Origin of the sequence: Rhizobium sp. TH135 (assembly GCF_002855515.1) — a bacterium.
Lineage (GTDB): Bacteria > Pseudomonadota > Alphaproteobacteria > Rhizobiales > Rhizobiaceae > Allorhizobium.
Map to the genome: position 1 here is coordinate 593,861 of NZ_PKRP01000003.1, position 12,807 is coordinate 606,667.

Below are 12,807 nucleotides of genomic sequence, written 5' to 3' on the forward strand. Positions count from 1 at the left end.
ACCAGTCCAGACAGCACCATCCCTCGCCGGCTTTCAGGCGAAGGACGGGCTTTCGCCCTCATGCCAGACAACAACGGAATTGCGGCCACGGACCTTCGCCGTGTGGAGGGCCGCATCGGCGCGCTTCAGGAGCTCGTCCGGCGTCACCTGAACGGCCCCATGGGCGACGCCAACACTCACGGTGACCTCGACCATCTCGTCGCCGAGAAAGAACATCTGCTGTGCGACGCTGTCGCGGATGATGTTGCCGAGCGTCTCGGCCTCCTCCACCTTGCAGAACGGCACATAGGCGGCGAATTCGGCGCCTGCGAGCCGACCTAGAAGCGCATGCTCCGGCAGTTCGCGCTGAATGAGCTCGGCACAGGTCTTCAGCACGTGATCGCCACCGGAATGGCCGAAGCGGTCGTTGATCCGCTTCACATGGTCGACGTCAACATAGAGGAAGGCGCCCTCCCCGCGGATCTTCATCGACAGCGTCTGCAGCAGGTCGAGGAAGGTGCCGCGGTTCGCAAGGCCGGTCAGCATATCGGTGGCGGCCGCCCAATTGTGCTCGACGAGCAGCCGGTCACGAACAAGCAGGAACATGGAGACCGGCGCGATGACGGCATGCAGGAACATTGCCAGCACGATCCCAGAAAACCAAAGAGGCTGCGACGCGGCGACGACGTCAGACGTGCCGAGCGGCCAGACAAAGGCCGCGATGCCCGAAAGGACGAGCAGCGCCGACATGAGGCCGAACCATTTATAGGTGAAGGGCCGGTTGATCAGGCGCTCTTCAGTCTCGGACACCATCAATTCGCGGGCGGCGAGCGCAGTATAGATAGCACCGACGAGCATGCCGAGTTGGAAGCGGGCATTCACATCGTCCTGCAGGAACGGAGCTGACGCGGTCAAAAGGAAGAAGAACAGAGGACCGGCTACCGCATGCTTGAGGTTAAGGCTCCGGTGGTCGAATGCGCGGAGCGCCTGCCACATCACGGTTGCCGAAAGCAGCATCAGGGTCTGGGCGAGCCCGACGGTGATCAGTCCGAAGTCTCCGCTGGAGAAGATGCTGAGGAATGCACCGGCAGAACCGGCGGCTGTTGCTGCCGAAAGCAGGGCGAACTCGATGCGCGTTGAGTCCTGCCGCCACTGCCGCCAGTAGACGAGCGCGAAGACAGCCAGGAGTGCAAAAGCACCAACAGAGACTGTGGAAAGATTAACGGACACCATCATGATTCGCCTGCATTTCGAGCGGTTTCCTTAACCGCCGGGCCACGCTAGGCCACAGGCGTTAAGCCAAAGGTAAACAAGCGGCTATCATTTTAACGAAATCCACCTGCCAGACATTTCATTCACAGGGCAATGAAAGGGCTGGCGATGGCAGGGGTTCCAAAAAGAAAAGGACCCGACATTGTTCATGTCGGGTCCCTTCGGTTCATGCTGTTGTTCGATCAGAACTGGCCGGCCCAGGGACCATGATGCAGGTCCTTGCCGTCGAGGCGATCAAAGCCATGAGCGCCAAAGAAGTCGCGCTGCGCCTGGATGAGGTTCGCCGTGCCGCGACCGCGACGATAGGTGTCGAAGTAGGAGAGCGCCGAGGTAATGGCAGGAACCGGAAGGCCTGAGAGTGCAGCATAAGCGACAACGCGGCGGAGCGCCCCGTCGGTCTCTTTTACCATCTGGGCAAAGGCCGGCGTTACCACGAGGTTCGGCACGTTCGGATCCTTGGTGAAGGCCGAGGTGATCTCATCGAGGAACTGCGAGCGAATGATGCAGCCGGCGCGCCAGATGCGGGCGATGGTCGGCATGGGCAGCGACCAGTTGAACTCTTCCGACGCCGACGACATGACGGCAAAGCCCTGTGCGTAAGCGGCGATCTTGGCGGCGAGCAGTGCGTTTTCAAGATCGGCGATGAAGGCGGCCTTATCAGCAGGTGCATCGGCAAGCGCCGGCAGGCCGAACAGCTTTTCGGCGGCCATTCGTTCTTCGCGCAGCGACGAGAGAACACGGCCGGCAACAGCGGCTTCGATGCCGGAAGCCGTAACCGCGAGGTTCTGCGCTTCGATGGCAGACCACTTGCCGGTACCCTTCTGGCCGGCGGCATCGATGATGATGTCGACCATCGGCTTGCCCGTTTCAGGGTCGGTTGCCTTCAGCACCTTCTCGGTGATCTCGATCAGGTAGGAGTTGAGGCGGCCCTTGTTCCACTCGCCGAAGATCTCGCCGATTTCGGCGGCAGACATCTTCAGGCCATCACGCAGGATTCCGTAGATCTCGGCGATCATCTGCATGTCGGCATATTCGATGCCGTTGTGGATCGTCTTGACGAAGTGACCGGCGCCATCTGTGCCGAGCCAGGCGACGCAAGGATCATCGTTGAACTTGGCTGCGATCGAGGTGAGCACAGGTTCGACGCGCTTCCAGCTCTCCTCGGTACCGCCGACCATGATCGAGGGACCATGACGGGCACCCTCTTCACCGCCGGACACACCCATGCCGATGAAGGTCAGGTCGGTGCCGGCGAGCTTTTCAAAGCGTGCGACGGTATCGCGGAAATTGGCATTGCCGGCATCGATCATGATGTCGTTCTTCGACAGATACGGCATCAGCGCGGCCATCTGCTGGTCAACGGCCTCACCGGCCTTGATCATGATGATGATCGGGCGTGGCGGCCGGATGGCAGCAACGAATTCTTCGATCGTGTGGCAACCGATGATCTGGCCGGCCAGATCGCCGGCTTCTGCGAGAAACTCGTCCGTGCGCGCCGGCGTCCGATTGAAGACTGCGATCCGATTGCCTTTTTCGGCAATGTTGAGCGCCAGATTGGAACCCATAACTCCCAGACCGATCAGTCCGATTTCCGCTTGCTGCACGATGAAGCCTCCGCATGCAAATTCATGGATGCGGCTTTCTCGCATCCGCGAAGGCATGCGGCAAGAGCGAAAATTGACCGTTCGTTAAACGCTGTATCAAGCGTCGGGCTTGTCATCACTCTCCGAAATGACCCGCCAGGCCGCGCCATCAAGGTCCTCATACTGGCCGCTTTTCAGCGACCAGAGAAAGGCGAAGAGACCGAGGCCGCCGAGGAACAGCGCAATCGGGATGAGGAAAATCAACATATTCATGCGGCGATCCTCGCACCATCGGCAGGTGCTGTCGATGCGCTCGCGGCAAGGCCAGAAGCGAGCACGTTTTCATCCAGGCTCAACCGGTTGAGACGCAGCGCGTTGGCGACCACGATGATCGACGAGGTGGACATGGCAACCGCTGCAATCAGCGGGGTGGCATAACCAAGCAGCGCGATCGGAACGGCGATGACATTGTAGCCGATCGCGAGCGCGAAATTCTCGCGGATCAGGCGACCCGCACGGCGCGAGGCCTCGATCGCAAAGGGCACGGCCTCCAGCCCGTCGCGCATGAAGACGAAATCGGCTGCCTGGCGACCGACATCGGCAGCCGTAGCGGGTGCCATCGAGACATGCGCTGACGAGAGCGCCGGTGCATCATTGATGCCGTCACCGACCATCAGCACGCGGCGACCGCGAGCCGATGCCTCCGCGCAGGCTTCGGCCTTATCGCGCGGGGTGAGACCGGCGCGCCAGTTTTCGATGCCGAGATCGGCGGCGAGCTTGGCGACGACGGGGGCACGGTCGCCCGAGAGGATACCAAGATCGAGGCCGGCCTGTTTCAGGACCGCGATCGAGGACTGGGCTCTTGGCCGCAACATATCCTCGAACAGGAAGGTCGCGCGTTCGATCCCGTCGAGAGAGAGGACAACCTCGGAGTAAGGCTTGTCGGTCGTATCAACGGCACCAGAGACGCAGGCAAAGCGACGGTTGCCGAGACGCCAGACGCCCTCCGATGTTTCAGCTTCGACGCCGGATCCCGGCACTTCACGAACGGTGTCGAAACCCCGTGGCTGGCCCCCATAGGCAGCCCAAAGCGCCCGCGACAGAGGATGGCGGGAATGAGCTGCGAGACCGGCAGCGACAGCAAAGCCGATCGGCTCGATCTTGGTCGCATCAACGAGGCGCGGACGGCCAAGCGTCAGCGTGCCGGTCTTGTCGAAGGCGACGGCCTCGATTTCGGCAAGCCGCTCCATCGCGGAGCCGTCCTTGACCATCACACCCGCCTTGAACAGGCGGCCAGCCGCGACGACCTGGACGACAGGCACGGCAAGCCCGAGAGCGCAGGGGCAAGTGATGATGAGAACCGCAATCGCGACCATCATCGCGTGTTTCCAGTCGCCGTCGTAAAATCCCCAAGCTACAAAGGAGGTGATCGCCAGCAAGTGCACGGCAGGCGAATAGTATTGCGCGGCGCGATCGGCGATGCGGCGATAGCGCGCCCTGCCCCCTTCGGCGGCTTCCATCAGGTGAATGATTTCGGAGAGGAAAGAATTCTGTGCGGTTGCCGTGGCTCGGACGGTCAGCGAGCCTGTCAGGCTGAGCGTACCTGCCTGGATTTCCGAGCCCGGGCGGACAGAGACCGGCGCGCTTTCGCCATTGACGATCGACATGTCGAGATCGCTTTCGCCGGAGACGACAACGCCGTCGACGGGAATGCGGTCACCAGCTGATATCGCGACCTGATCGCCGACACGAATTTCATCCACGGCGCGATACTCGCGTGAGCCGTCGTCGGCGAGAACCATGGCGCCCCGTGGATTGAGGCGAGCGAGACCACTGATCGCTGAGCGTGCCCGATCGCGCATGATGTGATCGAGCGTACGGCCGATCAGAAGGAAGAAGAGCAGTGACGCCGTCGCGTCGAAATAGGCGTGTTCGCCGTGATGAATGGTTTCCCAGAGCGAGGCAAAATAGGAGAGCGTGATCCCTATCGCGATCGGCACGTCCATGTTGGTGCGCCCGTGGCGGAGCGCGTTCCATGCCGACTCGTAGAAAAAGCGGCCGGCATAGATCAGGGCCGGTGCTGCAATCATCGCCGAGATCCAGTGGAAGAGATCACGCGTCGAGGCATCCGCGCCGGACCAGACGGAGACGGACAAGAGCATGATATTGGTCGCCGCGAAGCCGGAAACGGCAACCGCCCGGATCAGCTTGTTGCGTAGCGCGTCGGAAGCTTCTTCCGCTGATGTGAACAGATGGGCGGTATAGCCAGTCGAGGCGATGGCCCGGGCGAGATTGACCGGGTCGGTCTCGACGCCGTCGACGGTCTCTTTCCAGACGACGGAGACACGCTTGGTCGAGAGGTTCACGCGCGCCCGCTCGACTTCGGGAAGCGCCTTCAGCACACCCTCGACAGTCGTGATGCAGGTGCCGCAGTGGACAGCGGGCACGCTCATGTCGACCTGCCAGAGGCCCGGCCCGACGGCACGGCTGGCGAGCTTCAGTTCTTCCGCCGACGGCAGGGAGCCCCCTGCCCGCTCCATGTCCAATGCGCCTTCGGTGCCTGCCGCGCAGCAACTCATCGTCATTCTCCTGAAACGGTAACCCGCTTCGCCTCATGCATGATCAACTTGCCGTCCTTCGTCGCCTTGATCTCGACGATCCAGCTTCCGGGTAGAACAGCCGTTTCAGCAAGGTAAAGGCCATCACCGGCAGGCGTCATGACCAGCTCAAAATCCTGATGCTCGCCCACAGGGCGCTTGAAATGCGCAAGCACGCTGTCGGCAACGACAGGCACGTTTTTCGGCAGTGTGAGCCGGTAGCGCATGCCCTTGGCATCCACCGAGAGGTCACCGGCAATGCCCGTCGCTAGCATCTCCTTGATTGCTGCCGTCTTGCCGTTGAACTCCTGACTGGCGACATAAGTGTTCTTCACCACCAGACCGCTCCAGGTCGAGGTCGCGAAATAGGCCATGGTGAAGTTCACGGTGATGATCGTCCCGAAGAAGGCGAGCATGATGGCCAGCATGTGCCAACCGGTGAAGGTGAAGGCTTTCCGTGTTTCAGCGGTCATTTTTTTGCTCCCGGACCCATAAAGACTGCATCATAGACGTCGCGCTCATCGCTGCCGGTATCCTGGGCGACGAACTGGAAATCCTGGTTGTCATCGGTGACCTTGTCACCGGCGAGTGTGACGAAGACCTTCAGCGTCGTGGCCTCATCAGGCTCGACCGAGACGGTGAACGTGCGGGCCGCAGGCTGGTTGATGCCGTTGATCTTCATATTGGCATCCGGCAGGCCTTCGAGCGACACCTTGATCTCGCGCGGCGCAGCGATCATGTTGAGGATGCGCACCGTATAGCCGTTGCGGATCGAACCATCGGATTCGAGCACGAATTGCGGATTGCGGTCATGCAACACATTGACCTCCAACCGATCCCGACCGAGCAGTGCAACGAGCATCGCGACACCCACGGCGGTCCACACGCCCATGTAGAGCAAGGTGCGGGCGCGGAAGATCACCCGCCAGTCGAAGTGGCGGATCTTGTCGGAGAAGCTGCCGTCTTCGTTGCGCACCTTCTTCGGGTCAATGCTGCAGCTTCCGCCACCGGTCGCGAGCGACATGTTCGACTGATATTCGTCGAGCGTCGCATAGGCGATGAGGCCCCGCGGCTTGCCGATCTTGTCCATGACGCCATCACAGGCGTCGATGCAGAGTGCGCAGGTGATGCATTCGAGCTGCTGGCCGTCGCGGATGTCGATGCCCATGGGACAGACGGCGACGCAGGCATTGCAGTCGACGCAATCGCCAACCGATTCGCCAGCGGCGACCGCCTTCTTCGCATGGCGCGTGCGCGGCTCGCCGCGCCAGTCGTTATAGGTAACGACGAGCGAGTTCTCATCCAGCATGGCGGCCTGGATGCGCGGCCAGGGGCACATGTAGATGCAGACCTGCTCGCGCATCAGTCCGCCGAAAACGTAAGTCGTGGCCGTCAGAATGGCGACGGTCATATAGGCGACCGGTGCGGCATTGCCGGTGAGGAAATCCATGGCGAGCGAAGGCGCATCGGCAAAATAGAAGATCCAGGCACCACCCGTCAGGACGCCGATCAGGATCCAGGTGGCGTGTTTGGTGACCCGCTTCCAGATCTTGTCGAAGCTCCAGGGTGCCGACTCGAGCTTGATTCGAGCATTGCGATCACCTTCGATGAAGCGCTCGACCACCAGGAAAAGATCGACCCAGACTGTCTGCGGACAGGTATAGCCGCACCAGGCGCGGCCGACCGCGGAGGTGACCAGGAAGAGGCCGAATCCGGCCATCACCAGCAAACCGGCGACGAAGAAAAATTCCTGCGGCCAGATCTCGATGAAGAAGAAATAGAAGCGGCGATGCGCAAGATCGATGAGGACAGCCTGATCGGGCGCAAATTCCCCGCGGTCCCAGCGCAGCCAGGGCGTGAGATAGTAGATGCCGAGCGTGATCGCCATGACGATCCACTTGAAGCGACGGAAGGTCCCCTCCGCACGCTTCGGGAAGATCTTCTTGCGAGCCTCATAGAGCGGGCCGCGGCTCTTGGCCGACATCACCGCCTCGGCGTCCAATCTCTCCACCTCAGGCGCATCGGCGGCGCGGGTTTGATCGGCGTGTATGTTCATGGGACGAGAACCTTCTTCTGATGCTCGCCTTGTCCCATCTCGAAGGCCAGCCCGCCTTGACTTAAGTCAAGCAGCGGCGAAGCGTCGCAACACATAGGATTTTCTCTATTACACGAAAAAGGGCCGCGTCCACGACGCGGCCCTGAGATTGGGAACAAGGGGTGAGCTTATTCGCCGCCGCCCAGCTGGTGGACATAGACGGTCAGCTGCTTGACGGTGGTATCCCCCAGGCGCGCGGCCCAGCCGGGCATCGCACCGTGACGCGGCTGGCGGATCTGGGCGGCGATCTGCGCCTCGCCATCGACCTTCAGCCAGATGGCATCGGCGAGGTTCGGCGCACCGAAGTCGCGATTGCCCTTGGCGTCTTCGCCATGGCAGGAGGCACAATTGTCGGCATAGACTTGGCGGCCGGGTTCGACCATGGCCGCATCGTTCGGCGTCCCGGTCAGGCTGACGACATAGGCCGCAACCTGCTTGATCTGCTCGGGCTCGATGATGTCGGCGAAAGCCGGCATTTCCGATACGCGCGTATCCGGATCCTGATCGTAGCGGATGCCATGGGCGATCGTGGCATGGATCGCTTCCAGATCACCGCCCCACAGCCAGTCGTCGTCGTTGAGGTTCGGATAACCGGCACCGCCGGCAGCACCCGAACCATGGCAGGGCGAGCAGTTCACCTTGAAGGCGGCAGCCCCGCCGGCAAGCGCAAACTGGGTCAGGTCCTTGTCGGCAACGATCTGGTCGAGCGGCAGGGCGGCGATCTTCTCAAGATAAACCGATTGCGCAGACTTCGCCGCCGTCAGCTCCTGCGCGACTTCGGCGCGGCTGGAATAGCCGAGCAGGCCCTTGGTGTTGTCGGTCAGGAGCGGCCAGGCCGGATACATGACCGTGTAGCCGATGGCCCAGACGATGGTCGCGTAGAAGGTATAGACCCACCAGCGCGGCATCGGGTTGTTCAGCTCGCGAATGCCGTCCCACTCATGGCCGGTGGTCTCGACGCCGCTGATCTCGTCGATGTGTTTCTTGTCTGCCATTGTTCAATCCTCCTTGAGAGGGATGCTGGCCGCGTCGTCGGCAGGCTTCTTGCCGCCCGGGCGGAATGTGAAGAGCACGACTCCGACGAAAAACAGGGTCATGGCGAGCAGAGCCCAGCTGTCGGCGAAGTGGCGCATGGCGGTGTAGGTTTCCATGGTGCTCTCCTCAGCGGTAACCGCTTGCGTCGTCATAGGTGGAGAAGTCGACCAGCGTGCCGAGCATCTGCAGATAGGCGACGAGAGCGTCCATCTCCGAAACCTGCGCGGGATTGCCGTCGAAATCGGCGACCTTGGCCTTCGGATAGCGCTCCAGAAGACCTGACGTATCGGCGTTCGGATCGGCCTGGGCGGCGAGATCGGCTTCCGCCTGGGCCATCATCTCTTCGGTATAGGGCACACCGACGAGGCTGTTGGCCTCCAGGTCCATGGTGACATTGGCGACCTTGAGCGGCGTCGTCTTCAGATACGAGTAGCTCGGCATGATCGATTCCGGCACGACGTCGCGCGGCTCTGTCAGGTGCTGAACGTGCCATTCATTCGAATAGCGGTCGCCGACGCGGGCGAGATCCGGCCCGGTGCGCTTCGAACCCCACTGGAACGGATGGTCGTACATCGACTCCGCTGCCAGTGAGTAGTGTCCGTAGCGCTCGACCTCGTCCTTGAACGGCCGGATCATCTGGCTGTGACAGACATAGCAGCCTTCACGGATATAGATGTTGCGGCCGGCCAGTTCGAGCGGTGAGTAGGGGCGCATGCCCTCCACCTTCTCGATGGTGTTCTCGAGATAGAAGAGCGGGGCGATCTCGACGATGCCGCCGATGGTGACCACCAGAAGCGAACCGAGGAAGAGAAGGCTCGTGTTCTTCTCGAGGATTGCGTGTTTATCAAGAATGGACATGGGAGCCCTCCTCATTCAGCCGGCTGCAGGGCGGCGGGAGCGACCGATCCGGGGATCGGGGCTTCCTGGCGCTCATAGCCGAGGATGGTCATCAGGATGTTGTAGGCCATGATCACGCTGCCCAGCAGGTACATGGCACCGCCAACGGCACGCAGGACATAGTAGGGGAACATGGCAGCGACCGACTCGGCGAACGAGTAGACCAGGAAGCCCTGGGCATCATATTCACGCCACATCAGACCCTGCTGGATACCCGCAACCCAGAGCACGGCGGCATAGACAACGATGCCGAGCGTGGCGAGCCAGAAGTGCCAGTTGACCATGCGCATCGAGTAGAGGCGGTCGCGGTTCCACAACTTCGGTGTCAGGTAGTAGATCGCGCCGAAGGAGATCATGCCGACCCAGCCGAGTGCGCCCGAGTGAACGTGACCGATGGTCCATTCGGTATAGTGGCTGAGCGAGTTGACGGCCTTGATCGACATCATCGGGCCTTCGAAGGTCGACATGCCGTAGAAGGCGATGGCAATCACCATCATGCGGATGATCGGGTCGGTGCGGATCTTGTCCCAGGCGCCAGACAGCGTCATCAGACCGTTGATCATGCCGCCCCAGGAGGGCATCCAGAGCATGACCGAGAACACCATGCCGAGCGTCTGCGCCCAGTCGGGCAGAGCCGTATAATGCAGGTGGTGCGGGCCGGCCCAGATATACATGAAGATCAGAGCCCAGAAGTGGATGATCGACAGGCGGTAGGAGTAGACCGGACGGCCGGCCTGCTTGGGCACAAAATAATACATCATGCCGAGGAAGCCTGCGGTCAGGAAGAAGCCGACGGCGTTGTGGCCATACCACCACTGGGTCAGCGCATCCTGGACACCGGCAAAGGCCGAGTAGCTTTTCACGCCGAGGAACGAGACCGGGATCGCGAGGTTGTTGACGATGTGGAGCATCGCGATCGTGATGATGAAGGACAGGTAGAACCAGTTGGCCACATAGATGTGGCTCTCCTTGCGGGTCATCACCGTGCCCATGAAGGTGATGAGATAGGCAACCCAGACGACAGTCAGCCAGAGGTCAACATACCATTCCGGCTCGGCATATTCCTTGCCTTGGGTGATGCCCAGGAGATAGCCGGTGGCGGCCATAATGATGAAGAACTGGTAGCCCCAGAAAACGAACCAGCCGAGGTTACCGCCGAAGAGGCGCTGGCGCGAGGTGCGCTGAACCACATAGAACGACGTTGCGATGAGCGCATTGCCGCCGAAGGCGAAGATGACGGCCGAGGTGTGCAGTGGACGCAGGCGCCCGAAGTTCAGCCAGGGCTCGATGTTGAGATCGGGATAGGCGAGCTGCAAGGCGACGACCACGCCGACCAGGAAGCCGACGACACCCCAGAAGACGGTGGCGATGACACCGTAGCGGACGACCTCGTCGAAATATTCCGACTGCGGCGCCTTGGGCTTGGAGGCGGAGGAGGATGCCACGGACGGAGCAAACTGCATCCGACGCAGCATGACGATCGTGCCCGCAGTGAGCACGAAGAACGCAACCCACATATGGGCTGCGAAGAGGCTGTCCTGGGTGAAAGCCACCCCGAGCAACGCGGCGAAGGCGAGCACCGCCATCACCAGTGTCTCTAACGTATAGTTCATTGTTGGAATCCCCCAACGCTTGCTGATCTCATCGCGGGGGCTTGTGCCCAATGGGCCGAACCTCCCGCGTCGGATGCACCAATCGCATTGGGTGGCTCAAGCTACCTTGATCCAAGTCAATGCGGGTCTCTCTAAAATTGGCGAGGTTTGGAGATGCAATCGGGTTCGCGATCCCTCAGGCACCAAGGCTTTCGATCGCAAAATGCAAGGATCCGATGCGCGTGTCTTGGAGCACTGGGGAGCCGTGCGGCGGAGAACCCCGTTGGAGAGAACGGACATGCTGACGAACATGCAGAATGGCAAAGCCGACAATAGCAATACGAGGACGGGGAACCGTCTGCTCGATGCGGGCAAGCGTGATCTCGCCTGGCTATATCGTGCCCATACCGAACAACTCGCGCTCTGCCGGGAACTGGAGGAAATCGCCGACTCACTGCCGGCGAGCATCAACCGGCAGAAGTGCATCTATGCGGCAAAGGCCTTAGGCCCCCTGATCAAGGGGATCCACCACTATGAGGAGACGGTCCTCTTCCCGCAGCTCGAGGCAAGCCCCGATGCGACCGATGCCCTCGGGCCGACGCTGGAGAGGCTGAAGTTCGAGCATTGCGAGGATGAGTGCTTTGCCGAGGAGCTGACGGATGCGCTGCTCAAGCTCGGCTCTGGCGACCGCGTGAACATGGAGGCCGTCGGCTATATGCTCCGCGGTTTCTTTGAAGGCATCCGCCGCCACATCGCCTTTGAACGAGAGCACCTGTTGCAGGGCGTGACGGCAGAAGAATTGCAGGCGGTCGGGCGCTGAAGCCCCTGCCCGCCTGCCAAACCAGCAGGCACCTTCAGGCCGCGACGTCGCCGAATACGGGTTCCGACTCGCCGAGCGTCAGGATGGCACCGCTGACGCTGCCATCGGCTGCACGCAAAGGCGCGTATCGGCCACGCATATCGCTTTTGGCCATCCCAGCCGAGATCCTGGCGACGAAGGAGCCGGAACGGCCTGCAAAGGCGGCGTCCAGCGCATCCTGCAGCCAGTCGTCATTGCCATCAGCAAGACAGAGATCGAACACACTGCGCCCAATGATCTCCATCTGCCGCATGCCCAGCATGCCGGCCATAGCCGTATTGGCAAACAGATAGCGATAGTCCCGCGTGACGACCGCCACATGCTCCGGCAGATTGTTGAGAATGGCTTCGTTCAGCTGAATGTCGTCGCCACCCTGAAGAGGACGCGCCGAAGATGCCTTCGGCGCCGGGATCTCCTGGCTCCGCCTCGGGCCGAAATAGCGCTCCACCAGAAGCGTCAGCATGGACGCATGGCGAAGCACGCAGGTCCGGTCATCGGCATCTTCACGCAGGAGTTTCGTCAGCAAACGCATCTGCAGATAGATGTCGTCGAAATCCGTCGCGCGATAACTGATGAGAGCCGAAATCAGCGGATCGATCTCGCGATCGAGCACGCGAACAAGCTGGTCATCACCGCTGCGAACAGCCTGCTGCAACTGAAGGTTCTTCAACGAAACCGCTTCGAACATTGCGCGCAGATTCGAATCACGGAATTCGTCAAAAGACATTCGCAACCTCATCCCTCAGATGTGACAAAAGAACCCGACACGTCACAGACAATTGGGCGTCCGTAACATGAGGTTGCGTCACCTTCAATCGGCACGGGCACCGGGTCGCAGCGCAGCCCAAAAAATATCGGCCCACCTTTGTGAAATGAATGATGAAAAGTCGGACTTACG

12 protein-coding genes are annotated in these 12,807 nt (G+C 61.1%); 1 reads left to right on the forward strand and 11 read right to left on the reverse strand.

The annotated features are described in order from the left end of the window. Positions 1-33 precede the first annotated feature (33 nt). From C0V73_RS11835 to ccoN, 10 genes are all read right to left on the reverse strand, one after another. Positions 34-1,215, reverse strand: a complete 1,182-nt coding sequence (locus C0V73_RS11835) for a GGDEF domain-containing protein (protein WP_102020171.1) — start codon at positions 1,213-1,215, stop codon at positions 34-36. A 218-nt stretch (positions 1,216-1,433) separates the two neighbouring features. Beyond that, on the reverse strand, positions 1,434-2,855 hold the full coding sequence (gndA, locus tag C0V73_RS11840) for an NADP-dependent phosphogluconate dehydrogenase (protein WP_102020372.1): 1,422 nt from the start codon (positions 2,853-2,855) through the stop codon (positions 1,434-1,436). Positions 2,856-2,951: 96 nt separating this feature from the next. Then, positions 2,952-3,107 carry a cbb3-type cytochrome oxidase assembly protein CcoS gene (gene ccoS / locus C0V73_RS11845; RefSeq protein ID WP_102020172.1) on the reverse strand — a complete coding sequence of 52 codons (156 nt, stop codon included), beginning with the start codon at positions 3,105-3,107 and terminating at the stop codon, positions 2,952-2,954. Further along, positions 3,104-5,413, reverse strand: coding sequence for a cation-translocating P-type ATPase (locus C0V73_RS11850; protein ID WP_172450138.1), 2,310 nt, complete (start codon positions 5,411-5,413; stop codon positions 3,104-3,106). The genes ccoS and C0V73_RS11850 overlap by 4 nt, the downstream gene beginning before the upstream one ends. Before the next feature lie 2 nt (positions 5,414-5,415). Continuing rightward, complete coding sequence (locus tag C0V73_RS11855; protein WP_102020173.1) at positions 5,416-5,904, reverse strand: FixH family protein; 489 nt, start codon at positions 5,902-5,904, stop codon at positions 5,416-5,418. After that, a complete protein-coding gene (gene ccoG / locus C0V73_RS11860) occupies positions 5,901-7,487 on the reverse strand; it encodes a cytochrome c oxidase accessory protein CcoG (protein ID WP_102020174.1) in 1,587 nt (528 codons plus the stop codon). Before ccoG ends, C0V73_RS11855 begins: the two co-directional genes overlap by 4 nt. Positions 7,488-7,654: 167 nt before the next feature. Next, on the reverse strand, positions 7,655-8,521 hold the full coding sequence (gene ccoP, locus C0V73_RS11865; RefSeq protein WP_102020175.1) for a cytochrome-c oxidase, cbb3-type subunit III: 867 nt from the start codon (positions 8,519-8,521) through the stop codon (positions 7,655-7,657). 3 nt (positions 8,522-8,524) lie between these two features. Continuing rightward, positions 8,525-8,677, reverse strand: coding sequence for a CcoQ/FixQ family Cbb3-type cytochrome c oxidase assembly chaperone (locus C0V73_RS11870; protein WP_006726187.1), 153 nt, complete (start codon positions 8,675-8,677; stop codon positions 8,525-8,527). Positions 8,678-8,687: 10 nt separating this feature from the next. Further along, positions 8,688-9,419, reverse strand: coding sequence for a cytochrome-c oxidase, cbb3-type subunit II (gene ccoO, locus C0V73_RS11875; protein WP_102020176.1), 732 nt, complete (start codon positions 9,417-9,419; stop codon positions 8,688-8,690). 11 nt (positions 9,420-9,430) lie between these two features. Continuing rightward, entirely contained in the window at positions 9,431-11,071 is a 1,641-nt protein-coding gene (gene ccoN, locus C0V73_RS11880) for a cytochrome-c oxidase, cbb3-type subunit I (RefSeq protein ID WP_102020177.1), read from the reverse strand. A gap of 277 nt (positions 11,072-11,348) precedes the next feature. On the opposite strand from ccoN, the gene C0V73_RS11885 reads away from it, so the two are divergent. Next, the gene (locus C0V73_RS11885) at positions 11,349-11,870 is read left to right on the forward strand and encodes a hemerythrin domain-containing protein (RefSeq protein ID WP_102020178.1); all 522 of its coding nucleotides are present in this window, start codon (positions 11,349-11,351) and stop codon (positions 11,868-11,870) included. A 34-nt stretch (positions 11,871-11,904) separates the two neighbouring features. On the opposite strand, the gene C0V73_RS11890 is transcribed toward C0V73_RS11885, so the two are convergent. Beyond that, positions 11,905-12,636 carry a PAS domain-containing protein gene (locus C0V73_RS11890; protein WP_102020179.1) on the reverse strand — a complete coding sequence of 244 codons (732 nt, stop codon included), beginning with the start codon at positions 12,634-12,636 and terminating at the stop codon, positions 11,905-11,907. Between the last annotated feature and the right edge of the window lie 171 nt (positions 12,637-12,807).